This window comes from Bacillus sp. FSL R9-9834 (assembly GCF_038006905.1).
GTDB lineage: Bacteria > Bacillota > Bacilli > Bacillales > Bacillaceae_G > Bacillus_A > Bacillus_A pacificus.
Map to the genome: position 1 here is coordinate 5,151,335 of NZ_JBBOWD010000001.1, position 26,937 is coordinate 5,178,271.

Sequence of the window (26,937 nt, forward strand, 5' to 3'; positions counted from 1 at the left end):
GATAATTATGAAATGCGGAAACATACTTATCATCACATGATTCAAACACGAGAAAAGAAACCCTACAGTGAATTCTTTTCTCTACATAATCTAAAGTTTGGGTACACTAGATTCATGCAATGTAGGAGCTTTCCAAGCAGAAAGCGAACCTTCATTTAAAATGATAGCATACATATCTCCGTCAAAAATATGTAAATATGCATATAACTTTTTTATTTCTCAATGTCAGAATATTGAAAAACTATAAAGGTAAAGGTAAAATGAAGTCGTTATCCGTCTTCTTTTGTCAGTCAGAGAGAATAGAAGAATAGGAGAGGAAGAAATGAAAAAATCTTTGAAACAAAAAATAGTAAGCTCTTTGCTTGCTGTATCACTCGCTGTTAGCTTAGCCCCGATTGGACAAGCCAAAGCTGATTCCACGTCAGAAATCACACAGACTTCATCTATTACAAAACAAGTTGATGCAAGCCGTGCTATCGAACACATCCGTTTCTTATCCGAAACAATTGGTCCTCGCCCCGGTGGAACAAAATCAGAGGAATGGGCTTCCCGCTACGTTGGTATGCAGCTTAAATCAATGGGCTATGAAGTAGAATATCAACCATTCCAAGTGCCGGATCAATACGTTGGATTTATTGAATCACCATTATCCACAAAACGTAATTGGCAAGCTGGTGCTGCCCCTAACGCACTAATTTCTACAGAGGCTGTTACAGCCCCTCTTATCTTTGTTCAAGGTGGGACAAAATTAGAGGATATCCCAAATGAAGTAAACGGAAAAATCGTTCTATTCGAAAGAGGAACAACAGTTGCAGACTATAATAAACAAGTTGAAAATGCTGTTAGCAAAGGAGCAAAAGGTGTTCTTTTATACAGCTTAATTGGTGGACGTGGAAATTACGGACAAACTTTCAATCCCCGCCTAACGAAAAAACAGTCTATCCCTGTCTTTGGTCTTGCTTATGCACAAGGAAATGCATTTAAAGAAGAAATCGCTAAAAAAGGGACAACAATTCTTTCCCTAAAAGCAAGACATGAATCTAATTTAACGTCATTAAACGTCATTGCTAAAAAGAAACCAAAAAATAGTACAGGTAATGAAAAAGCTGTCGTTGTAAGTTCACACTATGATAGTGTCGTTGGAGCACCTGGAGCAAATGACAATGCTTCTGGTACAGGGTTAGTATTAGAGTTAGCACGCGCTTTTCAAAATGTAGAAACTGATAAAGAAATTCGTTTTATTGCTTTCGGTTCTGAAGAGACTGGCTTACTTGGCTCTGATCATTACGTTAATAGTCTATCCCAAAAAGAACGTGACCGGATTTTAGGTGTCTTTAACGCAGACATGGTTGCAACAAATTACGATAAGGCGAAGAATTTATATGCTATGACGCCTAACGGTTCTCCAAACCTTGTAACAGACGCGGCCTTACAAGCAGGTAAACAATTAAATAATGACCTCGTTCTTCAAGGGAAATTTGGCTCTAGTGATCACGTGCCATTTGCTGAAGTTGGGATTCCGGCCGCCCTATTCATCTGGATGGGTGTCGATAGTTGGAATCCATTAATCTATCATATTGAGAAGGTATACCATACACCTCAAGATAACGTATTGGAGAATATTTCACCTGAACGTATGAAAATGGCATTAGAAGTTATCGGAACTGGTGTTTATAACACTCTTCAAAAACCTGTTGCTCAAACCGAACAGAAAGCTGCTTAATCATTTAAAAGACCACTGATTTTTATCAGTGGTCTTTATTGAGAAAAAATACATATGCATAAAAGCATATTTTCTCCTACTCATTATCGTATACAATATTAACTGTAACGAAAATGATTACAACTAATAAGGAGGCTTTTTTACTATGAAAAAAATGATTTTAGCCGGTGCGTTAACTTTAGCAGGAATTACTGGTGCTACCGCGTTTATTGGTGAAACGAAAGTTGCTGCCGCAACTCAAGAACAGAGCTTTACGAAATTTTATTCTTTGCAAACTGGAGGTAGTTCTGAGCAAGAACCTATTTTCCTTCAAAAGGGACAAGAGCTAACAATTCAACCTAACAGCAAAACTCCTAGTTACAGTGTTTACGACTCAAATCATAATCTTATTGGACGTTATTCTGATGGATACGGACGAATTTTCACTGCAAAAATAGATGGAAATATGTACGTTCAATTTCATGCACCTTACGTTTACTATAGTCCTGTTAGCTTTTCGGTTACGTATACAATCCGATAAAATAAAGGGCCTTTCTCATGGCCCTTTATTTTGTTTCCCAATTCACTTTTACAAAACCATCTTTTACTTTTAATCCACTTATATTCAATACATATTTTTCATTTGCTTTCAACGTAACTGTAAAAGTACCTTTTTTCGATTCACAGATCTCTTTTAACTCTCTTATACCTTCTCCTTGCCTTTCATACAAGCTAAAGCATAAATTCCCACGTTTTGCATCCGTCTCATAAGAAAATGTCACTTCTGTATCCTTTTCATACTCAAGTTCAATATCTTTCCCAGCAATATCCCATGATGAGAATTTTGCCTCGTAACTTGTCTCTCCTTGCTTCTCATTTTCTAAATATATATCTCCTGCTCTCCACGCATCATCTAACGTCTGTGCAAAAGTAAAGCCACTAAGTAATACAAACATTGTACTTGCCAATATCGCAACTAATGTTACCTTCTGCTTTTTAACAAAATTCACCCTATATTCTCCTTCAACTTTCTTTTTACTTCTTCTCACCATATATAATAAAAATCCAATAAAGAATGGTAATATAACTGCTAAAACACTCCACCCTTTACTCATTTGATGTGCTTTCGCATCTGTATATACCCATGATGCAACACATATTAAAAGTGCTATAAAAGCTAAAAGCATTGTCACTCCAGCTACTTCAAATATTACAAACGGATTAGCGAACTCTTTCATGTAATTTATACTCCTTCTTTAAAAATGACTGTATGACAACATATATTGGAATGTATGCGTGCATCATAATAACAACTGCTATAATAATTGGAATTTTGTTATCTAAATGAGTAACAAATTGTTCTATAACAACTGTTAATAAAACAATCCAAATGGCGTGAATACCAATCATCCACCTCTTCTCTAATTTCCGAGCATTTCGCACGCTCTGTTTTGTATGATTTATCAGCTCTTCGCTAGGAATCATCTCTCTCGCTAAACTACTTTTTATCTTTTGATTAAACTTATCTTCCTTCATAAACGAACCCCTCCAAATGTTCTCGCATTTGCTTTTTCGCATAATTAAGGCGGTATTTCACTGTACCAATCGGTATATTTAATATTTCACTCATTTCCTTATAAGAATATTGTTCATAATAGTAGAGTACGAGCACAGTTTTATACTTTTCATTCAATAACTGTATAACTTCCCGTATCATTTCTGCTTCCACTTTTTGAATAAATTCTTCTGATATATTCACTTCATCCGAGAAGTCTATTTCTCCACCATCTTCTTTATGAAACAAATCCAACATTCGATCTTTCCATCTTTTTTTCTTACGATAAAAATCATAAAACGTACGAACACAAATTGTAGTAATCCACTTTTTATGATTCTCCACGTAAGAAAGTTGGTGCCGCGATGAAAAAACTTTTATCCACGTCTCTTGAAAAATATCTTCCGCGTCTTCTTTCGTCTTCGCTAACTTATAGCATAAGGAATATATTTGCTGCTTATATATATCAATCAATTCTTCTACCTTTTCTTCCATCATAAACCTCCTGTCATTTATATAAGACGACGCAAATTTTCCTTTTGTTTGATAAAATTTTATTTTTTTATTATCTCCATACAAAAAGGCAATCACAACATCGTGTGATTGCCTTTTACTGAAAGCGAAAAATCGGCTCCGCTTTTCTCTATGTCTAGCTCTGCCTCCTAGCCCCTTCCATCTAAGAACCTTCCCCACGAGAAGATAAAATGCATCTTCTGTGGGAAAGAACCTTAGCCTTCGGGACTAAACAGTCGGCTCCGCTTTTCTTCATTGTCCAGCTTCAGCGGCTAGAATACTCGGTGGCTTCGCGCCTTCTTCCGAGGCAAAGTACGCCTCTCTGTCAGGAACTCCATCCCCCTCCTATTCTGAACGAGCCGCTTCCGCTTTTCTTCATTACATTTTTTCCGGTGCAGATACTCCTACGATTGCTAATGCGTTTTGAAGTGTAGTGCGTACAGCTTTCATTAACTCGTAGCGAGCTTTACTTAATTCTAAGTTATCTTGGTTTAATACTTTTTCTGCATTGTAGAAGCTGTGTAATGCTGCTGCTAATTCAAATGCATAGTTTGTAATACGGTGTGGTAGACGTTTTTGTGCTGCATCCGCAACTACTGCTGGGAATTCACCAAGTTTTTTCAGTAACTCTACTTCTTTCTCAGAAGTAACAAGTTTGTAGTTCACGTCTCCGCCTGTAGCTAATCCTAATTCTTCACCTTGGCGAAGGATACTGCATACGCGAGCGTGAGCGTATTGTGCATAGTATACTGGGTTTTCATTAGATTTTGATACAGCTAAGTCCATATCGAAGTCTAAATGAGAATCACCGCTACGCATTGCGAAGAAGTAACGCATTGCGTCCACGCCTACTTCTTCCATAAGCTCACGAAGTGTAACTGCTTTACCTGTACGTTTACTCATCTTCATTTTCTCACCATTTTGATACAGTTGTACCATTTGGATGATTTCTACTTCTAGTGTTTCTTTATCGTAACCTAGCGCTTGAATAGCAGCTTTCATACGTGGAATGTAACCGTGGTGGTCAGCACCCCAAATGTTGATTAACTTATCGAAACCACGCTCTAATTTATCACGGTGATACGCGATATCTGGTGTTAAGTACGTGTAAGAACCGTCATTTTTAATTAATACACGGTTTTTATCATCACCGTAAGTCATTGAGCGGAACCAAGTTGCACCATCTTCTTCAAAAATCTCATCGCGCTCTTTTAATACAGCAAGAGCTTGATCGATTTTTCCGTTTTTATATAATGATGTTTCTGAGAACCATACATCAAATTTAACACGGAAACTTTCTAAGTCTTTTTGAAGTTTTGCTAACTCATATTTTAAACCGTACTCACGGTAGAATTCATAACTTTCTTTTTCATCAGCTTTCGCATAACGATCGCCAAACTCTTCAGCTAAACGCTTACCAATTGCAATGATGTCCGCACCATGGTATCCGTCTTCTGGCATTTCTTTCTCTAAGCCTAAAGCTTGCATGTAACGAGCTTCAACAGAAAGAGCTAAGTTATGGATTTGGTTACCAGCATCATTAATGTAGTACTCACGAGATACATCATATCCTGCTTTTGCTAATAAGTTACATAACGTGTCACCTACTGCTGCACCACGTGCATGTCCTAAGTGAAGGTCACCTGTTGGATTCGCAGATACGAACTCAACTTGTACTTTTTCACCTTTACCAGTATTCGTTTCACCGTAAGCTTCACCAGCATTAACGATCGTTGGGATTAAGTCTGTTAAGTAGCTATTATCCATGTAGAAGTTAATGAAACCAGGACCTGCGATTTCAATCTTTTCAATAGAAGCTTTTGCTTTATCGAAGTTTGCAACTAATTCTTCTGCGATCATACGAGGTGCTTTTTTCGCAACACGTGCAAGTTGCATTGCCATATTTGTAGAGAAGTCACCATTTGTCTTATCTTTTGGAGATTCTAATACCACATTTGGAATCTGTTCTTCTGTCGCTAATTCTGCCTTTAATACAGCAGCTTGAATTTCTTCTTTAATTAATCCTTTTACTTGTTCTAAAGAATTCATTATTTTGCCTCCTTCAAATTAATCGTAATTGTATATCTGCCAGCTTCTTGTTCACTTAGAAGCAATGCGTACGTTAAGAAGAGTTGTCCTTTTTTCTTTTCATCCGACCATTTAAAAAGAACGTTATCAGTCTTTGTTTGCAATGCAAACGTACCAAGTTCACTCGTGTACGTACCAGTTGTCCATTCACCTTTCACATGCGTTTGACGCATAGAAACAGCACCTGAACGCATAATGAGAACTTGTTCATCTTGAATTTTAATAATTGTTTTCACTTCGCCTTGTTCGTTCGGCTCTTGGAATGTTACGTATGTACCTTGACCTTTTACATAGTATTGACCATTTGCTTCAAAAGCAACGGTTTCCTTCCTCGCCCCTTCACGGATTTCTGTTACGAAATGAACGTGTACCGGCAAGCCTGCAAGTTGTTTCTCCACGTCTTGCACACCTTTCAACTGTTATAGATATTAAATACTACTTATAATAAATCACTTTTCCTATCATATCAAAAAAAACCTCTGTCTGTCTGCTGAAAAATCAGGAAAACTCCATTTCAAAAAATAATTCACTTTCACTTTATTTCATATGATAAAATATTTTTTAAATCTAAATATTCTTTCATTTAAAGAGGTGAATGAAGTGCTACCAACAAAATTGAAAAAAGGTGATGAAATTAGAGTTATTTCACCATCTTGTAGTTTAAGTATTGTCTCAACTGAAAACAGAAAGCTTGCTGTAAAAAGGTTAACCGACATGGGCTTTCACGTTACATTTTCAACATATGCTGATGAGATAGACAGATTTGCTTCCTCTTCTATTTCTTCACGCGTTCAAGACCTTCACGAAGCATTTAGAGACCCGAATGTAAAAGCCATTTTGACGACACTTGGCGGATACAACTCTAACGGTTTATTGAAACACCTCGATTATAATTTAATTCGAGAAAATCCGAAATTTTTCTGTGGCTATTCAGATATTACTGCTTTAAATAATGCAATTTACACTAAAACAGGACTCGTTACATATTCAGGACCCCATTTCTCTTCATTTGGAATGGAGAAAGGTCTCGAGTATACGAACGATTACTTTTTACAATGCTTAACTTCTACTGAACCTATTGAAGTCCTACCATCTGAAACATGGAGTGATGATTCTTGGTACATTAATCAGGAAAATCGAGAGTTTATTAAGAATGAAGGATATGTTTCAATTCACGAGGGCGAAGCAACTGGAGAGATTATTGGTGGTAATATGAGCACCTTGAACTTACTGCAAGGTACACCATATATGCCAAACTTAAAGGATAAAATTTTATTTCTTGAAGAGGATAGTTTAACTGGAAGAGCTACTCTTAAAACTTTTGATCGATATTTACATTCTCTTATGCAGCAGCAAGATTTTGAACATGTAAAAGGCATCGTTATAGGAAAGATGCAAAAAGGTGCAGAATGTACGATAGAAGACATGCAAGAAATGATTGCTTCAAAGCCTGAGCTTGCACATATCCCTATCATTGCAAACGCAAGTTTCGGTCATACAACCCCAATTTTCACTTTCCCAATTGGCGGACGTGTAAAAATCATTTCTAACAAAGAAAAAACATCTATTACTATTTTAACGCACTAAAAAAGGAGCGAATGAGTCGCTCCTTTTATCGTTTTTCTATTTTTTCCAACGCTTTTTGCGGAATTGATTCTTTCGGGATTTCAGCCCATCCTTTTCCTTGCATACCTTTTGCATAAATTTTTATAAAAGCACCCGTATGCAATTCACGGTTCATCATTCTTTTAATAACCTGTAACTTTCCGTCTTCTGTATACCCTTTAAAAGTATACAAGTATTCTCCGTCTTTTTTCTCACCTTTATCTATAACCGCATAATAATCTTGTATTTCTTTATTTGAAAAGAAGTTGTCTACAAAAGCATGTACACCTTCTGTTTTTGTGTTCAAATAATACGCTGTTCCACCTAGAATAATGGCGAATACAGCTAAAACTTTAATTACCAATTTCATACATGAACCTCCTGTTTGCACTTCTTTTTCCCTAGTCATATATCTATACTTTTATTATACGAAAAATGGCATACTATACTCTATCTAAAAGTCTTACACTTTCCTTACATTATTGTAAGGCATTTTCACCTTATAGCCATTTCCCAATAAAAAATTTTTCCGTTTCATGAACTTTTATATTATTATTGAATGATACGAATTTTTATTACAAAAATCAAAGGAGACAGTTTTCAAATGGCTATCTTGCAAGGTTTAGCACTATTACTTGTTGTACTTTGTCTATTTACACTTTTCAGTTACCGGGCGCCTTACGGAATGAAGGCGATGGGTGCTTTAGCTAATGCAGCAATCGCAAGTTTTCTTATTGAAGCATTTCATCGTTATATAGGTGGAGAAATGTTTCATAATGACTTTTTACAATCAGTAGGAGAAGCTTCCGGTAGTATGAGCGGTGTCGCAGCAGCGATTTTAGTCGCATTAGCAATCGGTGTTTCCCCCGTATATGCTGTTTTAATCGGTATCGCTACTAGTGGATTTGGTATTTTACCAGGATTTTTCGCTGGATACGTTTGTGCTTTTGTCGTGAAATTTCTCGAAAAGAAATTACCGGCTGGTGTAGAGTTTTTAGCAATTTTATTTATCGCTGCACCAATCTCACGCGGAATGGCAATGCTTATGGATCCGCTCGTTAACGCAACACTTGGTAAAATCGGTTCTATGATTTCAGTTGCAACTACAGAAAACCCTATTATCATGGGTATTATGCTTGGTGGATTAATAACAGTTATTTCTACCTCTCCACTGAGTTCTATGGCACTCACTGCAATGCTTGTATTAACAGGTTTACCAATGGCAATTGGTAGTCTTGCCGTAGCAGCCTCAGCCCCAATGAACTTTATTTTCTTTAAACGACTAAAGATTTGTTCAAAGAAAGATACAATTGCTGTAGCAATCGAACCTTTAACACAAGCCGATGTTGTTTCAGCAAATCCGATTCCAATTTATGCGACAAACTTCGTTGGCGGTGCACTTGCTGGTATTATTACATCTCTGTTCCAGCTCGTTAATAATGCACCAGGAACAGCATCACCAATCCCAGGACTTCTTGTTTTATTCGGATTTAATGACGTTGTAAAAGTAACAATTGCTGCTATATTATGTGGAATCGTTACCACGATTGTTGGATACATCGGATCAATCGTGTTCCGTAAATATCCAATTCGCTCTGCTGATGACATTCGCGGCATTACTTCGGAAGAGAAGGTTGCATAAGAAAAAGAGCTATTCCCGTTGTTTGGGAATAGCTCTTTTTCATGTTACGTAATGGTAAATGAAATTATATCGACGATTCGACAAGACATATCGACTTACCGACACATAACGACAAAATAAGAGCCCCTAATCATATAGAGGGCTCTTATTTTATCCAGCTACAGCGGATTCCGCTTTTATTTCACCCAACCGAGCAGCATTTCCCGCACGAATTTGCTTGCTGCGACTGGTGTTTGATCACTATGGTCGTAGACAGGAGCTACTTCTACTAAGTCTGCTCCAACTACATTTATATTTGAATTTGCAATTGCTACGATGGAATCTAATAATTCTTTAGATGTGATACCACCAGCTTCTAACGTTCCTGTTCCTGGAGCGTGAGCTGGGTCTAATACATCAATGTCGATTGTGACATAGACTGGGCGTCCTGCAAGTTTCGGTAATACTTCTTTTAACGGTTCTAATACGTCAAATTTATATAAGTTCATACCTACTTCTTTTGCCCATTCAAATTCTTCCTTCATTCCAGAACGAATTCCGAAAGAATATACGTTTTCCGGACCAATTAAATCACACACTTTACGAATTGGTGTAGAGTGGGATAAAGGCTCCCCTTCATACGATTCACGTAAATCAGTATGAGCATCCATATGGATGATTGCTAAATCCGGATATTTTTTTGCCATTGCCTTAAAAATTGGCCAAGACACTAAGTGCTCACCGCCGAGACCTAGTGGAAACTTATCGGCATCTAAAAGTTTTGATACATATTCTTCAATCATGTCTAAGCTGCGTTGTGCATTTCCGAATGGTAATGGGATATCACCCGCATCAAAATATTTTACCTCTTCTAGTTCACGATCTAAATACGGACTATATTCTTCAAGACCGATTGATACTTCACGAATACGTGCAGGGCCAAAACGAGATCCCGGACGGTAACTTACTGTCCAATCCATAGGCATCCCATAAATAACTACCTTCGACTCTTCAAAACTTGGATGACTTTTAATAAATACTTTACCTGAATAAGCTTCATCAAAACGCATATTCTTTTCCTCCTTATGTGGAACTTAAGGTATCCCAACCTTTCATTATTTCTCAAATTTGGAGCGAGTTGCTCCTCTTTCTCGATTTACCGGGTCTTCTGTTTCATAAAAAGAAGACAATTTTCTTTACAGAAGTGTAAATAGCTAGCATGTTCAAGTCTTCTGGACAAACACCTTAAATGAGCTACTTACACTTTATTTGTTCCGTGCGATTCTCTTACTTAATTAAATCGCCAACAAATTTCGGTAATGCGAATGCTGCATTGTGTAATTCTTTTGTGTAGTATTTCGTTTCGATTTCGTGGAAACGCTCTTCACTTACTTCTAATGGATCATGTTTTTTAGATCCGATTGTGAACGTCCAAAGACCACTTGGGTAAGTTGGAATGTTCGCTGTGTATAAACGAGTAATTGGGAAAATCTCTTTTACGTCTTTAAACACAGTTGTAATTAGTTCTGGTGTGAACCAAGGGTTGTCCGTTTGTGCAACGAAAATACCATCTTCTTTTAACGCTTTTGAAATTCCAGCGTAGAAGCCTTTTGTAAATAAGTTTACTGCTGGTCCTACTGGCTCAGTAGAATCTACCATAATTACGTCATATTCATTTTCGCTTTCTGCGATATGTAGGAAACCGTCTCCTACTTTTACTTCTACACGCTCATTATCTAACGCGCCTGCAATTGATGGTAAGTACTGTTTAGAGTACTCAATTACTTTTCCATCGATTTCAACAAGAGTTGCTTTCTTTACGCTTGGGTGTTTTAACACTTCACGAATAACACCGCCATCGCCGCCACCTACAACTAATACGTTTTCAGGGTTTGGATGTGTAAATAAAGGTACGTGCGCTACCATTTCATGATAAACGAACTCATCTTTTTCTGTTGTCATAACCATGCCATCTAAAATAAGCATGTTTCCGAACTCTTCCGTTTCAACCATATCAAGTTTTTGGAATTCTGTTTGCTCCGTATGTAATGTGCGGTTAATACGCGCCGTAATCCCAAAATGTTTTGTTTGTTTTTCAGTGAACCATAGTTCCATCGTACAATCACGCCTTTCAATGCAAATTTATAATAGGGACATCATTAATGTCCCCTAACAAAAATAAAACAAAACATCCAAAAAGTATAGTTAAAAGTACAAAAATACCGAAAATATATTTTAGTCAGAGGGTTCTAACATATACATATAAAGAAAACCCTTTCTTAAGAAAGGGCTTTTCTCTCTACTTCTACCGGTTTTCGAATCGGAATTAAAATCATTACACAACCAACTAATACAACAATCCCACCTACTAAAAATGGACTTTGCGGTGAAACAGTGTGGCCGATAATCCCTGATAAAATGGGGGCAATTGCGCCACCTAACCAACGAACGAAGTTATAAACACCAGATGTAACAGATCTTTCATAAGGTGAAATATCCATTACATAACTTGTAAATAATGCATTATTTAATCCTGATGCTAATCCTGATAGAACAATTAATACAATTTGTAACCACATAATTTTCACGAAGAATAGTGCAATTAAGAACAGCGCAAATACGAGTAAACTGCCTTTCAACAATGTTTTCGGCTCATATTTCCCTTCTAGCTTATGTGCTAAAATTGCAGAACCGTAAGCTAACGCGAGTCCCCATCCACAAAATACAAATCCTAATTGAATAGCAGATAAATGCATAATAAGTGGTGAATATGCTAACACAACGAAAAATCCGTAGTAGTATAACATTCCTGAAATGGCGCCTTGCATAAACGGTTTATACTTCACCAGGTTAAGTAATTCCCCTACGCCTGCCGCTTTACGCTTCACTTTTCGCTCTGGTTCTTTCACAAAGAAGAAAACTAAAATAAATGCTAAGAAAATTAAAATACTCGTCGCAAAAAATGGGTAACGCCAAGAATGTCCACCTAATATCCCGCCTAATAATGGTCCACCTGCCATTCCTAAACCGATAGCTGCTTCATATAATCCTACTGCTTCATGAACTTCTTTACTTAATGCAATCAATAAAGTCATCGCCGTTGCGAAGAACATCGCATTCCCTAATCCCCATCCAGCGCGGAAAAGAGATAACTGAGCAATCGTTTGCGATATACCGCATATAAACGCAAATACAGTCACGATCGCAAGACCGATTGTCATCATTCGTTTATCACCAAATCTCGATGCAAATATTCCAGCTGGTAACATCATAATTGCCATCGTCAAAATATATGCTGTAAATAACATCTCTACTTGCCAATGCGATGCACCAATCTTTTCAGCAATAATCGGCAAAATTGGGTCGACTACCCCTATACCTGAAAAGGCAAGGAAAGTAGCCAACACTGTAATCAATCTCCCTAGTTTTTGTTTGCTCTCCATTTTGATTACTCTCCTTTTGTATTCTCTAAAAATGTCACTGCACGATGTAAGCTGTCTTCAAGTTCTCCCTTTACACGCTGCATTTGCTCCATCTTCTCGTCTAGCGTTTGCACTTGTTTTTCAAGCATCTCTTTAATTTCTTGAATCACTTCACGATCACGGGGATTCTCACTATTTCTTCTTTGCTCCATTCTTTCTTTTAACGATAAGAAATGCTGCATTTCTTGAAGCGTAATCCCTAACACTTCTTTCGCTTCCACAATTCTTTTAATTCTAGCGATATCTTCGTCTGTATACAGGCGAATGTTCCCCTCACTACGTTCTGGGGGATGAATTAAACCAATTTCCTCATAATAACGAAGTGTACGTTTTGTTAAACCAACTTGCTTTGTAACTTCATCAATCTTATACATGTTTATTCCTCCCTTCACTCGATTATTACATTTTACGTTAACGTTAACTTTTGTGCAACTGTTAGACTTTTGTAAATGTTTGTCATATTAAATTGTATTTTTTCAAAAGCAGTTTCATAATGAAAGAAAAGACATGATAAGGAGAATTTCACATGAGTAAACCACTTATTTTCGCTCATCGCGGCGTAAAAGGAACACATCCAGAAAATACGATGATTGCCTTCCAAGAAGCTGAACGCATTGGAGCCCACGGGATTGAACTTGATGTCCACCTATCAAAAGATGGTGAACTTGTCGTGATTCACGATGAAACAGTCGATCGTACAACGAATGATGTAGGTCTTGTTTCTGAAAAAACGGTAGAAGAGTTACAAGCTTTAGATGCCGGCAGCTATAAAGATCCTTCTTTCCATGAAGCAAAAGTTCCGACGTTACGAGAAGTATTTATTTGGTTATCTACAACAAGCTTACAACTCAATATTGAATTAAAAACAGACGTCATTCACTATCCAAACATTGAAGAAAAAGTTGTTGCTCTCGTTCGAGAATATCATCTTTCTAATCAAATTGTATTCTCTTCATTTAATCACGACTCTGTTTCATTATTAGCAGAAATAGCTCCTGAAATCCCAAGAGCAATTTTATATGACACACCACTTGCTGATCCTATCGCTGAAGCACGAACTAGAGAAGCAACTGGTTTACATCCAAACTTTGAGCTACTAACAAAGGAATTTGTTCAACTCGCGCAAAAACAAGGGTATGTTTTCCGCCCTTATACAATTAACGAATACAAAGATTTACAAACTATGATTGATTATGGCGTGGATGTCATTATTACCGATTGGCCAGCACGTGCATTTGAGCTCCTTTCTTAATTGAAGGAGCTCTTTATTTTCGAAATTTCATTGTTTAAAATAATCGAAAACCCTCAATACTAATACAATAATGTTTGTATGAATGAGGGGCTGAAAAAGATGAATCAAACTATGAATCCGAAACTTAAAAAATATAAACGTCTTTTCTTCACCGTAATGTTTTCTTCTGTTCTTTTTTTCGTTTTTTCCTTTTTTGTTATTATTATAGTTGCAAAAATTATGGGACCTCCTCCTGTCGCTGTCCCGCAAACAAGTGTATTTTATGCTAATGATGACACTGTTATAGGACAAAGTAATGAGATGCAAAAACGATACAATGTATCTCTCAATGAAATTTCTCCTTATGTAAAAGAGGCAACACTTTCTATCGAAGATCAAAGATTCTACAAACATCATGGCTTTGATATGAAGCGTATCGCTGGTGCCATTGTGGCTGATTTAAAAGCGATGGCAAAAGTCCAAGGCGCTAGTACGATTACACAACAGTATGCCCGTAACCTATACTTAGATCATGATAAAACGTGGAAACGTAAACTATTAGAAGCAATGTACACAATCCGTCTTGAAGTGAATTATAATAAAAATCATATTTTAGAAGGATATTTAAATACAATTTATTACGGGCATGGTGCTTATGGAATCGAAGCTGCGTCCCGTCTATATTTCGATAAAACAGCAAAAGAATTAACATTAGCGGAAGCTAGTATGCTTGCAGGTATACCAAAAGGACCTAGTGTCTACTCTCCCTTTTTAAAAGAAGATCGCGCGAAAGAACGACAATCTCTTATATTAGATGAAATGGTAGAACAAGGTTATATTACGAAGAAACAAGCAGCTTCAGCAAAGAAAGAATCACTAACTTTCGCTTCATTAGATACGAAAAAAGTCGCAGAGGTCGCGCCTTATTTCCAAGATGCTGTACAAGCTTCTCTTCTTCGTGATATCGGATTAGATGAGCAAGCCTTACAAAAAGGCGGCTTGCGTATTTATACAACGCTAGACCCGAAATTACAATCGGTTGCAGAGCAAGCTGTAAAAGACCACATACCTGACACGACAAACATACAAACTGCGCTCGTCTCTATGAATCCAAAAACAGGGGAAGTAGCTGCCCTTGTTGGTGGAACTGATTATAATACAAGTCAATTTAACAGGGCTACACAGGCCGCTCGCCAGCCTGGATCTACATTTAAGCCATTTCTATATTATGCGGCATTAGAACGAGGATTCACCCCTGCTACGCGCTTAAAAAGTGAATACACTGTGTTCACTTTAGGTGACGGTGTTTCAAAGTATAAACCGAAAAACTATAAAGACTATTATGCAGACGATTTTGTAACAATGGCGCAAGCTCTTGCGGTCTCTGATAACGTCTATGCCGTGAAGACCAATTTATTTTTAGGCGAAGACATTCTTACAAAAACGGCGAAGCAATTCGGCATTAAGAGTGCATTAAAAGACGTCCCTTCCCTCGCGCTCGGTACATCTCCTGTAAAACCAATTGAAATGGTTAACGCTTATAGCATGTTCGCAAACGGGGGAAAAGAAGTAAAACCTATTTTCATTCGCCGCATTATGGATCATGAAGGAAATATTTTATACGATGCTCATTTGGAGAGTAAACAAGTTCTTGATAAGAGCAAAGCATTTGTGATGGAAGAAATGATGACAGGCATGTTTAATAAAAAACTAAGCAGTTATGCTGCTGTAACTGGTCAATCAATGTTATCTAAACTATCAAGAACATATGCTGGAAAATCTGGCTCTACTGAAACAGATAGTTGGATGATTGGGTTTACCCCGCAACTCGTAACTGGCGTATGGGTTGGATATGATCAACCTAAATCAATTTCAAACGTAGCAGAACAAGGCTATGCGAAAAGAATATGGACCGATACGATGGAGAAAGGCTTAGATGGACAACCTAAAAAAGAGTTTAAACAACCAAGTGACGTCGTTGCAGTCGATATTAACCCTGAAAACGGGAAAATTGCTACAAAAAATTGCCCAATTTCAGTGAAGATGTATTTTGCAAAAGGTACAGAACCAACTGAATATTGTATGGATCACGTTGATGATAAAGAGGAATTTGAAAAGACAACTGAAGAAAAGAAAAAAACAAGTTGGTGGAAAAAATACCTTCCTTGGTAGAATATCCGGCTATTTCACTGAACGTGGAATAGCCTCCTAGTCGAATCGTTGATATACTTTCATACAACAAGCCAAAATAAAAAGGATGTCTCACTAGTCGATTGTTGACTAGTGAGACATCCTTTTCTTTTATTCACTTAATAAAGCACGGCGCAATTCTTCGCTAGATTCGTTCCAAATCGCTTCATTATGTTCTTTTAAGAATGTACCAAGTACTTTTTTAGATGATTCGTCCATATGGTCAACCATAATGTGACGCTTCAATGATTTATCCATTTTGTTTACGTGCTCTGGAAGTGACTTATATCCGCGGCGAATTTCACGGTCAACTGTCATTTCACAAGCTGTTACACCTGCATAATACGCACCTGTTGCTGTTCTTTCAATCGTTACCCACACAAGCCAGTATGGTTTTCCGTTTGGAACTTCATCTTTATTTGTTAAAAACTTAATACCTTTTTCTACTGTACTACGTGCATGCATCGCACCAATATCAACAAATGCTGTTTTCTCTAGTACATCGACAAATACGGGTGAAATGTTTTCTAGGCTTAATGCCCCAACGCCAAAACCACCATGTCCATCCGTTGAATCATTTTTCACGATATTAAAACCGATTTTTTTCTTTTTCTCTGTCATATGTAAAGTCCTCCTCACTTAATGATTATAAAAGGCCAAAGATAGGCGCAATAATACTGTTTAAAAATGCAAATACATATGGAATGACAACACTAAAAATAGGTTGGATTGTGTAATTACTAAGAGGTGTAATAACGAGAATTAATAACGCAATTGCCCCGTATTTTTCATACTGTGTCATTTTCGCGCGAATATTTGCTGGTGCTAAATCTTCCACTACGCGATACCCATCAAGTGGGGGGATCGGTAATAAGTTAAATACAAGTAAAACGATATTCAGCATAATAAAAATCTGGAAAAATTGAGCTAACGTATCTGCTACTGCAGATGGAATTGAGTATAATACACCAAATTTTAATAAGCTATACCAAATAATTAAACCGATTGCGCTTAAAATTAAGTTACTAATCGGCCCTGCAATTGAAACTAATATACCTGCAAGACGTGGTCTTTTAAAGTTATATGGGTTAACAGGAACCGGTCTTGCCCAACCAAATCCAAGAATTAATACTGCAATTAAACCTATAGGGTCTAAATGAGCCATCGGTGATAACGTTAAACGCCCTTGTCTCTTTGCTGTATCGTCTCCAAATTTATATGCTACATATGCATGCGCAAATTCATGCACTGATAATGCGATAATAATGGCCATTGCTACCAAAGGAATTTGGTGCAACGGGTATCTAAATAACTGATCCATGCTTCATCTCCTCTTCCATATGTCAAAAAAAGAAATTATTTGTTTTTTCGATTGTTCTTCCCCATAATCCGCTATAATAAGATTGTAACTTACATAAAAGGAGCGATTATATATGCCATACGTAACAGTGAAAATGTTAGAAGGACGCACAGAGGAACAAAAGAAAGCTCTTGCTGAGAAAGTAACAGCAGCAGTAAGCGAAACAACTGGTGCTCCTGAAGAAAACATCGTTGTTTTCATCGAAGAAATGTCTAAAAACCATTATGCAGTTGGCGGAAAACGCTTAAGCGACAAATAATTTCAAGTTTTTTCATAAGAAGCAGCCATTAGCTGCTTCTTATTTTCTTCCTTCTAGTAACTCGATGATTCTCTCTTTATATTTTCCTTTTCTTCCATCTTCATAGATTAAATCATGCGGGTAGAATAGCTTTTGATCCCTTCTCTTCTTACCAGTAATCGCCTCAACAATATCCGATTCACGTGAAAGCTCTCTAAGCTCTCCATTTGGCATAAGAAGTAAGATTGGCAGGCGTTCTTCTTCTTCACCAGCACGGTAAAAGTCGTACGGTAAGTCTGATGTTGAATCAACTACTAAATAGTATTCTGGATCGAGTCCAATCTTTTTAAATAAGCTACTTAATTCCATCCAATTATCTAAACCGTGCTTATCTGTAAACTCTACATATTTAAATAGATTTCGATTCATAAAACGACGGCATAGATCGCTTAAAATTGGATCTTCTTCGTCCTGCCATACTTGGAAGTAATAATACATAACGTTCTCGTCTAACTTTAAATAATCCTCTACTGTCACTTCTTCTTCAAATAAAGAATAGAAATGAACAGGGTGATTTTTAAATGTATAATACTTCTCATGCAATGATTTTGCACGGTGTAAAATCTTCGTTAAAATAACTTCAGCACTGCGCGTTACCGGATGGAAATATACTTGCCAATACATTTGATAACGACTCATAATATAATGCTCAACAGCATGCATACCACTATTTTTAATAACTACTTGATTCCCGTACGGACGCATAACACGCAGTATACGTTCCATATCAAAGTTTCCATATTTTACGCCAGTAAAGTACGCATCCCTTAATAAATAGTCCATGCGATCTGCATCAATTTGACTAGAAATCATGCTAATCGCTAATTTATTAGTAGATGTTTTCGCAATTACATCGGCTACCTTTTGTGGGAAATCTTTATCCACACGACTTAATACACGATTAATTTCCGTATCTCCAACGATAATCTTTTGCGTAAATTTCTCATGGTCTAATGAAAATACTTTTTCAAACGAATGAGAAAATGGACCGTGACCGACATCATGAAGCAATGCCGCACATAAACATAACAATCTATCTTCAGCATTCCAATTCGGTCTGCCATCAAACACATCATCAATCATACGACGAATAATTTCATATACACCTAACGAATGAGTAAAGCGACTATGCTCTGCACCGTGAAATGTAAAAAATGTCGTTCCAAGCTGCTTAATACGGCGCAAGCGTTGAAATTCTTTCGTTCCGATTAAATCCCAAATAACACGATCGCGCACGTGCACATATTTATGTACCGGGTCTTTAAACACTTTTGTTTCGCTGAGTTTGTCGTTTAAATATACCACTTTCCGACATCCCCCTTTCTTTACTGCATTCTTACTATATATTATAAACGAAATAGGAAACAGAAAGAAATGAAAGACTATATTAATTGCCCTTATATAAAGAAAAAAACCACTTTTACCGGAGTAAAAGTGGTTTTTTTTACACATTATTTCCCTAAAACGAACTCAGCAACTTCATCTAAAATCATTTCTTTACCTAGCGGGAAGTAACCTTTGTTTAAGTCTTCGTTTTTAATTGTAAATACGTGGTTATTTTTAACAGCGTTCATATTTTTCCAAATTGATTCTTCTTGGAATTCTTTTAGACGCTGAGAACCGTCACCAGTCGTAAATACGAATAAGTAATCTGGGTTGTAATTGATTAGTCCTTCTTTTTGTAATGGAACTAATGGTTTATCAGTCGGTGTACCTTCAACCGCTGGTAATTTTAAATCTTTAAAGATTACGCTACCGTAACCGTAGTCACCGTATACGCGGAAAGCGTTTGGATATGCAGCCATTTTCATGAATTTAGCATCGCCAGTTTTCGCAACGATTTTATCATGTAATTTGCTTGCTTTTTCATCATACTGTTTGAACCATTCTTTTGTTTCTTTCTCTTTACCGAAGATTTGGCCTACTTCTTCGAATTTTGGACGCCATTGGTCTAATGGAGTTTTTAACATAACTGTTGGTGCAATTTTAGATAATTGATCATAAATCTTTTCTTGACGATCGTTTACAAGAATTAAGTCTGGTTTTGCAGCAGCTACTGCTTCGATATTAATTTTATCGCCCCAAGCAGAGCCAACCGGTTTAACGTCTTTTAATTTATTTGCAATATGTGCATCAATTTTTTCTTGAGATGTATTAGCAGTAATAATTGGTTTCATACCAAAGATTAACAATTCTTCTGTTGAACCACTAAGGTCAGCAATTTTCTTTGGATTTGCAGGAATTTTAATTTCCCCTTTTGCATGTTGTACAGTGCGCTCTTCAGTCTTCGCATCTTTCGCATCTGCTTTTTTCTCTTCTTTGTTAGAACAAGCTGCAAATAGTACAGAAGTAACGACTAGTACCATTGCTAATAACGCCATTTTAAAATTCTTCATGTTTCCACTCCTTCTAGCTGTATTTCTCTTATAAGTTACAGTGAACTATAAGAAACAAAGTTAACAATTAATCAATATATATTTATTAATTGTTGTTTATGCCCCGTTCTAACGGGTGTTCAACTTCCTATTTACTAATAAGAAGCTCAACATCCATTAGAAGCCCCCCTCTTTACGAGGGGGATTCTATTTATGCTTTTTTACGCAATTGATTGCTAATCATCGCTAAATCATATGTTAAACAAATTGGTTTACAGTTTACTGGACATGGAACGATTTGAGCTTCAATCTCAAATACACTGCGAAGTGTTTCACTCGTCATCACTTCATCTGGCGTTCCTTGTTTCATTAACTTACCAGCTTTTAATGCAATCATATGATCTGAGAAACGAGAAGCATGGTTTAAGTCATGGATAACCATAACAATCGTTCTACCTTCTTCTTCGTTTAACTTTTTCAATAAGTTTAATACTTCTAATTGATGAGCCATATCTAAGTACGTTGTCGGTTCATCTAATACAAGTAATTCTGTCCCTTGTGCAAGAGCCATCGCAATCCATACGCGTTGGCGTTGCCCACCTGATAACGCCTCTGCTGGACGATTTGCGAATTCTGTCATTCCCGTCACTTCAAGTGCCCAATGAATGTAGCGATAATCCTCTTCTTTCAACGTTCCAAATCCTTTTTGATGAGGAAAGCGCCCATATGAAACGAGTTCAAATACAGTAAGGCCAGTTGGCACTTCTGCAGTCTGTGGTAAAATTGCCATTTTCTTTGCGATTTCTTTCGTTGGTTGTTTCTCGATTGCTTTTCCGTCAAGATAAACAGTACCTTTTTTCGCCTTCAAAATACGAGAAGCCGTTTTTAATAATGTGGACTTCCCACAACCATTTGGTCCAATAATTGTTGTAATTTTCCCTTCCGGAATTTCAACTGTTAATCCATCAATAATTAACCCTTCATTATAGCCAACAGATACCGCATCAACTGCTAAAGTTGCCATACAAAAAGCCTCCCTTTATTTTGTCCTCATAAGTAAGTATATAAAATACGGTGCACCAATTACAGAAATAACAAGACCGACCGGTATTTCTGAAGTTGTTAACACACTTCTTGAAATTACGTCTGCGAATAAAAGTAAAAACGTCCCTATTAGTGCAGCCGTAGGCAGCATAATTTGATGTTTACCACCAACAAGGCGCCTCGCTAAATGCGGAGCCATTAAACCGATAAAACCAATTCCTCCGGCAACAGCGACAGATGCACCAGCTAAACAAACTGCAATAAATAATAATTTACGTCTTTCTTTTTCTACATTTACACCAAGGCCAACTGCTGTGGAATCGCCTAGGTTCATTACGTTTAATATGTGAGCTTTACTAATAGCAAGTGGCATGAAAATAACCATCCATGGAAGTACACTTAGTACAAACTTCCAATCTGTGCCCCATAGACTTCCTGCTAACCAAATCGTAGCAAAACGGAAATCGTTAGATGTCATCTTCATAGAAAAAATTAAACTAACAGCACCAAACCCGGCTGCAACAGCGATACCAACCAGTATCAATCGAGTCGATGAAACACCATCTTTCCATGCTAGTAAATAAATAATAACAGCTGCTAATATTGCTCCAACTAGTGCGAAGAACGGAAGAATGAATACAGATAAAAATGTACCAGTTCCTACTTTCCCGAAGAAAAAGTAGACAAAGATAACAACTGTTAATCCCGCTCCAGCGTTAATACCGATAATACCTGGATCAGCAAGTGGATTTCGTGATAACCCTTGCAAAATCGCACCTGACATCGCTAAAGCAGATCCAACTAGTATAGCAATGACCATACGTGGCATACGGAATTCAAATAAAATAACAGACTGATCTTCAGCCCCCAGTCCAACCAATGACTTTAATACGTCCATTGGGGGTATTTTAAATGTCCCTGTATTTAAACTCACTAAAAATACAGTAACGATTAATCCTACTAAAATTGTTAAAACCGAAACGTTCTTTTTTGTTAAGACACTTGTCCTCACATTTTTCCTCTCCCTTCGTTACGTGCTAAGTAGAGGAAGAATGGAACCCCAATTAGTGCTGTAATTGCTCCAATTGGCGTTTCAAACGGCGGATTAATAACGCGAGATAACATATCTGCACATTCAATTAAAAGCCCGCCTAAGACCGCAGAACATGGAATAACCCATCTATAGTCTGAGCCTACAAGGAAACGAGTCATATGTGGAATGACAAGACCAACAAATCCAACCGATCCTGCCATAGAAACTGCCGAACCTGTTAACACAAGAACAAGTACTGTCCCGATAAATTTAATTAATGTCGTATTTTGACCAAGTCCAATCGCAATTTCTTCACCGAAGCTTAAAATTGTAATATACCTCGACATCATAATTGCAATGAAAAGACAAACTAGGCCAATCGGTACTAACATATTAATACTTTCCCATTTCACTCCAGCAACTCCGCCCGCATTCCACATACTCACCTCTTGGGCAAGATTGAAATATAGCGCAATTCCAGATGAAATGGCCCCTAATAAAGCACTAATTGCGGCACCCGCTAAAGCTAATTTCACAGGCGTTAATCCACCTGGCGAAGAAGATCCAATTCCATATACAATGCTCGCTCCAAACGCAGCACCAATAAAAGATGCGATAACGAACATTAAATAAGGTGAATTAGGGAAGAATGCATACATAATTGCAATTCCAAATACAGCTCCATCTGTAATCCCCATTAACGATGGTGATGCAAGTGGATTTCGCGTCATACCTTGCATAATTGCTCCTGATACCGCTAAAAAGGCACCTGCAACTACGCCCCCTATTGCTCTAGGCATGCGAAGTTCTTGAATTACGTTATGATGCGTAATAGAACCGTCAAACTGAAATACAGCTTGCCATACAGTCTTTAAACTAATATCTGCAGCACCAAACGAAATAGACAATGCCATGCTTAAAGCTAACAAAATTGTACCTGCTACTAAAATAATAGAAGCAATGAGCGGCCTGCTCTTAATCTCTTTAACATTCACATCTTGCTGTTCTATACTCCTTGCGCTCGCTTCCATCCCTCAACCATCCTAACCAACAACATATGTTTAATTTAATGAAATGAAATTTATTCTCAAATAGCAATAAAAAAATTAAATGAATCGGCCCTTTTCTGATAATGATTCTCAGAATCAGACACCTTCTATTCTACCTATCGCTTCAAAAGACTGTCAACCATTATTTTGAAATACAAATTCATATAGGTCGAGACCTTAATAAATAGATAATGCCTATCTGTCATGAACTATTATCATCACCAGTTAAGCTTTCTCAGAATAGATTCTTCCTCTTATGGGCATAAAAAAAGAAGAGTAATCTGTTCACTCTTCTTTTCCTTACTTATTTAACTTCGCTTCAATTTTTACAATTAACTCATCTTCTGTTGGCGCTGCAACTGGACGATTATTTACAAATGCGAATGATTTTTTACGGCCAGGGCCACAGTAAGACTGACATCCAACTTCAATCGTTGCACATGAATCTACTTTTTTTAGCTTTGGAATCAACGTTTTAACGTTCGTTGCCTGACAATCATCACACACACGAAATTCGTTTCCCATTATATAACACTTCCTCTATTTTAAACTTTTCTCAAGTACATTTAAAAATAAACACTAAATGGTATTTTACCGCTCTTTGAAGCTCGTTGCAAGTTTCCTTTCGACGCTCTTTCCTCATATAATGCTACATATTTATATGTTTTCCTACAGCAGCTTCCATCATTCTTGGCAAAATTTATCCCGCTTTAATGGGCAGTAAGATCCCCACCTCAAAATTCAGTGAAAGCAAAGAAGTTAGGTGGGGGATGAAGAACCTCCCCACTGATTAAAGTTTCACTTTATACCTCTCATCGAAATCTACCATATTTTTAAAAGCTTTGTATAAAAGCTCATTTTTTTGCCCATTATAAAAATAGGAAGTTCATAAAAAGAAAGGGAGTTGAATCTATGAAAGTAAGACAAGATGCTTGGACAGATGAGGATGATTTATTACTTGCTGAAACTGTACTTCGTCACGTTCGAGAAGGAAGTACCCAATTAAATGCATTTGAAGAAGTAGGAGACAGATTAAATCGTACATCGGCTGCCTGTGGTTTCCGTTGGAATGCTGTTGTTCGCTATAGCTATGAACAAGCTCTTCAACTAGCAAAAAAACATCGTAAAGATAAAATGCGTGCTGCAAGTGGTGAACAAGCGAAAAAACGTTTACTTTATACACCACCAGCTTCAGATTCGATAACTAATTATGAAGAGTTCGTACAAGAGGAATCAATTGTACAATATAAAGAAGCTACTCCATATCAAGAAACTACCGTTCCTGCTACAAAGGGCTCTATGACAATGCAAGATGTTATTTATTTTTTACAAACAGTCGGATCTTCAAATATAAAAGTGACAGCTCTTGAAAACGAGAATACGAGATTGAAACAAGAAATTAAATCACAAATCCTTCGAAATGAAGAACTAGAAAAGAAATTGGAAAAATTAGAAAAACAATCTCATACTGTACAAGAAGATTACGAAACACTCATGAATATTATGAACCGTGCTCGTAAGTTGGCAGTCATGGATGAAGAAGAACGTTCTCAAACATCTTTCCGAATGGACCGAAACGGTAATTTAGAAAAAATTGCAGAATAAAAAGGGTGCATATAATGCATCCTTTTTATTATTTCACCTTTAAACTTTCCCTTTATATATGAGGAAACTCCATTCTTCATTTTTTGCTATAATAGAGATTGTCATTTTAAAGATAAGGGGTTAGTTATATGAGCAATTCCCGTTCCATTTTATCTCAGCCAGAGTGGCGTATTGTAGACCAGTCTAGTTTGGGACCAACATTCCATGCATTGCAGTCATTCGCAATGGACGACACATTATGCACAAGTATCGGAAATGGTCAATCAGCTGCAACAATGCGTTCTTGGGTTCATCACAATACAATTGTTCTTGGCATTCAAGATTCACGCCTACCGCACTTGGAAGAAGGTATTTCCTTTTTAAAAGAAAACAACTTCAATGTTATCGTTCGTAATTCTGGCGGACTTGCAGTCGTACTTGATGAAGGTGTGTTAAACGTATCGCTTTTATTCCAAGAGACGGAAAAAGGTATCGATATTGATCTTGGATACGATACAATGTGGCATTTAATTCAGGAAATGTTAAAGGATTACGATGTTACAATTGAGGCAAAAGAAATCGTTGGTTCTTACTGCCCTGGTAGCTACGATTTAAGTATTCGCGATCAAAAATTTGCTGGCATTTCACAGCGCCGTATTCGCGGTGGTGTCGCTGTCCAAATTTATCTCTGTGCTACAGGAAGTGGCTCTGAACGTGCCGCACTCGTTCGTGATTTTTACAACCTAGCCATTCAAGGAGAAGAAACACGCTTTACTTATCCTGAAATTGTACCGAGTACGATGGCTTCACTTTCAGAATTACTTGGCGAAACCATTACAGTACAAGATTTAATGATGCGCCTTTTAAAAACACTGCAACAATTCGCTCCAAAGTTAACACCATCTCAATTAACAATAGATGAAATACCTTTATATGAGACGAATTTACAACGTATTATTGATCGTAACAATAAAGCACTTGGTTTAGAAAAATAAAGACCGTCGCTATTTTAGCGACGGTCTTTATTTCAATTCGTTATAGAATTAAAGTGCTTGAGCTGCTGTAATTAAAGCTAACTTGTACACTTCTTCTTCGTTACATCCACGAGATAGGTCGTTTACAGGCATGTTTAAACCTTGTAAGATCGGTCCTACTGCTTCGAAGTTACCTAAACGTTGAGCGATTTTGTAGCCGATATTACCAGCTTCTAAGCTTGGGAATACGAATACGTTAGCATCACCTTTAATTGTAGAACCTGGAGCTTTTTTCTCAGCTACAGATGGTACGAATGCAGCATCGAATTGGAATTCTCCATCTAGAGCTAATTCTGGAGCCATTTCTTTTGCAATGCGAGTTGCTTCTACAACTTTTTCTGTTTCTGGAGATTTCGCAGAACCTTTTGTAGAGAAGCTTAACATAGCAACGCGTGGATCAATGCCGAATAGTTCAGCAGTTTTCGCACTTTCGATACCAATTTCAGCTAAATCTTGGCTATTTGGTGCAATGTTAATTGCGCAATCAGCGAATACATATTTCTCTTCTTCACGTACCATGATGAATACGCCAGAAGTTTTTGTAACGCCTGGTTTTGTTTTAATGATTTGAAGTGCTGGACGAACTGTATCAGCTGTAGAGTGAGCTGCACCACTTACTAAACCGTGTGCTTTGCCCATGTATACAAGCATTGTACCGAAGTAGTTTTCGTCTTTAAGGATTTTGCGAGCGTCTTCTTCAGTTGCTTTACCTTTACGGCGTTCAACGAAAGATGCTACCATTGCATCCATTTCTTCGTATGTAGCTGGATCGTAAATATCAACGCCTGCTAATGTTAAATTCATGCTAGCAGCTTTTGCGCTAATTTCTTCTTTATTACCAACTAAGATTGGTTTTACTAACTCTTCTTTTGCTAAACGCTCTGCAGCGCCTAAAATTCTTTCATCAGTTCCTTCAGGAAGTACGATAGAAATGCCTTTTCCTTGAACTTTTTCTTTTACTGTTGTAAATAAGTTGCTCACGAATAAACCCTCCTACATATGTTAAAAAAACTCTATCTTTAAGAATACTTCTTTTCCTCTATATTTTAAACTTATAGCTCCCAAAAAATAGATAAAATAAAAATGATTATATTTTCATAAAATTCAGCCGTTAAATTCGCCTTGCTTAAACACTTAAATGTGACAATTTTATGCGCCAAGGTTTTATATAGA

The 26,937-nt window shown here is 37.2% G+C and carries 28 protein-coding genes; 9 read left to right on the forward strand and 19 right to left on the reverse strand.

Annotated elements, in window-relative coordinates:
* The first annotated feature begins 322 nt into the window (after positions 1–322).
* Both MKY00_RS26970 and MKY00_RS26975 read left to right on the forward strand, forming a co-directional pair.
* Complete coding sequence (locus MKY00_RS26970; RefSeq protein ID WP_000749143.1) at positions 323–1,723, forward strand: M28 family metallopeptidase; 1,401 nt, start codon at positions 323–325, stop codon at positions 1,721–1,723.
* Between the two features lie 145 nt (positions 1,724–1,868).
* Positions 1,869–2,243: a hypothetical protein gene (locus MKY00_RS26975; protein ID WP_016719018.1), complete on the forward strand. Its 375-nt coding sequence runs from the start codon at positions 1,869–1,871 to the stop codon at positions 2,241–2,243.
* Positions 2,244–2,268: 25 nt separating this feature from the next.
* On the opposite strand, the gene MKY00_RS26980 is transcribed toward MKY00_RS26975, so the two are convergent.
* From MKY00_RS26980 to MKY00_RS27000, 5 genes are all read right to left on the reverse strand, one after another.
* Positions 2,269–2,940 (reverse strand): ECF-type sigma factor negative effector, encoded by a 672-nt coding sequence (locus MKY00_RS26980; RefSeq protein WP_016719019.1) that lies wholly within the window; start codon positions 2,938–2,940, stop codon positions 2,269–2,271.
* Complete coding sequence (locus MKY00_RS26985) at positions 2,924–3,238, reverse strand: hypothetical protein (RefSeq protein WP_016719020.1); 315 nt, start codon at positions 3,236–3,238, stop codon at positions 2,924–2,926. The genes MKY00_RS26980 and MKY00_RS26985 overlap by 17 nt, the downstream gene beginning before the upstream one ends.
* Entirely contained in the window at positions 3,225–3,752 is a 528-nt protein-coding gene (locus MKY00_RS26990) for an RNA polymerase sigma factor (RefSeq protein ID WP_016719021.1), read from the reverse strand. The genes MKY00_RS26985 and MKY00_RS26990 overlap by 14 nt, the downstream gene beginning before the upstream one ends.
* A gap of 396 nt (positions 3,753–4,148) precedes the next feature.
* Positions 4,149–5,819 (reverse strand): arginine--tRNA ligase, encoded by a 1,671-nt coding sequence (gene argS / locus MKY00_RS26995; protein ID WP_016719022.1) that lies wholly within the window; start codon positions 5,817–5,819, stop codon positions 4,149–4,151.
* Entirely contained in the window at positions 5,819–6,256 is a 438-nt protein-coding gene (locus MKY00_RS27000; protein ID WP_000414867.1) for a DUF1934 domain-containing protein, read from the reverse strand. Before MKY00_RS27000 ends, argS begins: the two co-directional genes overlap by 1 nt.
* Before the next feature lie 202 nt (positions 6,257–6,458).
* On the opposite strand from MKY00_RS27000, the gene MKY00_RS27005 reads away from it, so the two are divergent.
* Positions 6,459–7,445, forward strand: a complete 987-nt coding sequence (locus tag MKY00_RS27005) for a S66 family peptidase (protein ID WP_016719023.1) — start codon at positions 6,459–6,461, stop codon at positions 7,443–7,445.
* A 25-nt stretch (positions 7,446–7,470) separates the two neighbouring features.
* On the opposite strand, the gene MKY00_RS27010 is transcribed toward MKY00_RS27005, so the two are convergent.
* The gene (locus MKY00_RS27010; protein WP_016719024.1) at positions 7,471–7,833 is read right to left on the reverse strand and encodes a YxeA family protein; all 363 of its coding nucleotides are present in this window, start codon (positions 7,831–7,833) and stop codon (positions 7,471–7,473) included.
* Between the two features lie 234 nt (positions 7,834–8,067).
* Here MKY00_RS27010 and MKY00_RS27015 point away from each other — a divergent pair, with 234 nt between their 5' ends.
* Positions 8,068–9,105 carry a PTS sugar transporter subunit IIC gene (locus MKY00_RS27015; protein WP_016719025.1) on the forward strand — a complete coding sequence of 346 codons (1,038 nt, stop codon included), beginning with the start codon at positions 8,068–8,070 and terminating at the stop codon, positions 9,103–9,105.
* Positions 9,106–9,281: 176 nt separating this feature from the next.
* Here the strand turns inward: MKY00_RS27015 and speB are convergent, their stop codons facing one another.
* From speB to MKY00_RS27035, 4 genes are all read right to left on the reverse strand, one after another.
* Complete coding sequence (gene speB, locus MKY00_RS27020; protein ID WP_001209831.1) at positions 9,282–10,154, reverse strand: agmatinase; 873 nt, start codon at positions 10,152–10,154, stop codon at positions 9,282–9,284.
* 217 nt (positions 10,155–10,371) lie between these two features.
* Positions 10,372–11,199, reverse strand: a complete 828-nt coding sequence (gene speE / locus MKY00_RS27025; RefSeq protein WP_000424696.1) for a polyamine aminopropyltransferase — start codon at positions 11,197–11,199, stop codon at positions 10,372–10,374.
* A gap of 164 nt (positions 11,200–11,363) precedes the next feature.
* Positions 11,364–12,527 (reverse strand): MFS transporter, encoded by a 1,164-nt coding sequence (locus MKY00_RS27030; protein WP_000444220.1) that lies wholly within the window; start codon positions 12,525–12,527, stop codon positions 11,364–11,366.
* A 5-nt stretch (positions 12,528–12,532) separates the two neighbouring features.
* A complete protein-coding gene (locus tag MKY00_RS27035; RefSeq protein WP_000276568.1) occupies positions 12,533–12,940 on the reverse strand; it encodes a MerR family transcriptional regulator in 408 nt (135 codons plus the stop codon).
* A 152-nt stretch (positions 12,941–13,092) separates the two neighbouring features.
* On the opposite strand from MKY00_RS27035, the gene MKY00_RS27040 reads away from it, so the two are divergent.
* Both MKY00_RS27040 and MKY00_RS27045 read left to right on the forward strand, forming a co-directional pair.
* Positions 13,093–13,818 (forward strand): glycerophosphodiester phosphodiesterase, encoded by a 726-nt coding sequence (locus MKY00_RS27040; RefSeq protein WP_016719026.1) that lies wholly within the window; start codon positions 13,093–13,095, stop codon positions 13,816–13,818.
* A 99-nt stretch (positions 13,819–13,917) separates the two neighbouring features.
* Positions 13,918–15,969: a transglycosylase domain-containing protein gene (locus MKY00_RS27045; protein ID WP_074585753.1), complete on the forward strand. Its 2,052-nt coding sequence runs from the start codon at positions 13,918–13,920 to the stop codon at positions 15,967–15,969.
* Positions 15,970–16,098: 129 nt separating this feature from the next.
* Here MKY00_RS27045 and MKY00_RS27050 read toward each other — a convergent pair whose 3' ends face one another.
* Positions 16,099–16,608 (reverse strand): YwhD family protein, encoded by a 510-nt coding sequence (locus MKY00_RS27050; RefSeq protein WP_000136687.1) that lies wholly within the window; start codon positions 16,606–16,608, stop codon positions 16,099–16,101.
* 25 nt (positions 16,609–16,633) lie between these two features.
* Positions 16,634–17,308, reverse strand: a complete 675-nt coding sequence (locus MKY00_RS27055) for a site-2 protease family protein (RefSeq protein WP_016719027.1) — start codon at positions 17,306–17,308, stop codon at positions 16,634–16,636.
* Positions 17,309–17,420: 112 nt separating this feature from the next.
* Between MKY00_RS27055 and MKY00_RS27060 the strand changes: the two genes are divergently transcribed.
* Entirely contained in the window at positions 17,421–17,606 is a 186-nt protein-coding gene (locus MKY00_RS27060; RefSeq protein ID WP_001147171.1) for a 2-hydroxymuconate tautomerase, read from the forward strand.
* Positions 17,607–17,645: 39 nt separating this feature from the next.
* Here MKY00_RS27060 and MKY00_RS27065 read toward each other — a convergent pair whose 3' ends face one another.
* The 6 genes from MKY00_RS27065 to MKY00_RS27090 all read right to left on the reverse strand — a co-directional run bounded on the left by MKY00_RS27065 (position 17,646) and on the right by MKY00_RS27090 (position 23,671).
* Complete coding sequence (locus MKY00_RS27065; protein WP_016719028.1) at positions 17,646–18,950, reverse strand: HD domain-containing protein; 1,305 nt, start codon at positions 18,948–18,950, stop codon at positions 17,646–17,648.
* A 146-nt stretch (positions 18,951–19,096) separates the two neighbouring features.
* Positions 19,097–20,041, reverse strand: a complete 945-nt coding sequence (locus tag MKY00_RS27070; RefSeq protein WP_016719029.1) for an ABC transporter substrate-binding protein — start codon at positions 20,039–20,041, stop codon at positions 19,097–19,099.
* 190 nt (positions 20,042–20,231) lie between these two features.
* Positions 20,232–21,044 (reverse strand): ABC transporter ATP-binding protein, encoded by an 813-nt coding sequence (locus MKY00_RS27075; RefSeq protein ID WP_000212064.1) that lies wholly within the window; start codon positions 21,042–21,044, stop codon positions 20,232–20,234.
* 15 nt (positions 21,045–21,059) lie between these two features.
* Positions 21,060–22,076, reverse strand: a complete 1,017-nt coding sequence (locus MKY00_RS27080; RefSeq protein WP_001260778.1) for a FecCD family ABC transporter permease — start codon at positions 22,074–22,076, stop codon at positions 21,060–21,062.
* Positions 22,073–23,128 (reverse strand): FecCD family ABC transporter permease, encoded by a 1,056-nt coding sequence (locus MKY00_RS27085; RefSeq protein ID WP_000388276.1) that lies wholly within the window; start codon positions 23,126–23,128, stop codon positions 22,073–22,075. Before MKY00_RS27085 ends, MKY00_RS27080 begins: the two co-directional genes overlap by 4 nt.
* A 318-nt stretch (positions 23,129–23,446) precedes the next feature.
* Entirely contained in the window at positions 23,447–23,671 is a 225-nt protein-coding gene (locus MKY00_RS27090; RefSeq protein WP_000526077.1) for a DUF1450 domain-containing protein, read from the reverse strand.
* 387 nt (positions 23,672–24,058) lie between these two features.
* Between MKY00_RS27090 and MKY00_RS27095 the strand changes: the two genes are divergently transcribed.
* Together MKY00_RS27095 and MKY00_RS27100 are read left to right on the forward strand one after the other, a co-directional pair.
* A complete protein-coding gene (locus MKY00_RS27095; RefSeq protein WP_000868373.1) occupies positions 24,059–24,751 on the forward strand; it encodes an RsfA family transcriptional regulator in 693 nt (230 codons plus the stop codon).
* Between the two features lie 128 nt (positions 24,752–24,879).
* Positions 24,880–25,725 carry a lipoate--protein ligase family protein gene (locus tag MKY00_RS27100; protein ID WP_000071956.1) on the forward strand — a complete coding sequence of 282 codons (846 nt, stop codon included), beginning with the start codon at positions 24,880–24,882 and terminating at the stop codon, positions 25,723–25,725.
* 48 nt (positions 25,726–25,773) lie between these two features.
* Here MKY00_RS27100 and pta read toward each other — a convergent pair whose 3' ends face one another.
* Positions 25,774–26,745, reverse strand: a complete 972-nt coding sequence (pta, locus tag MKY00_RS27105; RefSeq protein ID WP_000067214.1) for a phosphate acetyltransferase — start codon at positions 26,743–26,745, stop codon at positions 25,774–25,776.
* Between the last annotated feature and the right edge of the window lie 192 nt (positions 26,746–26,937).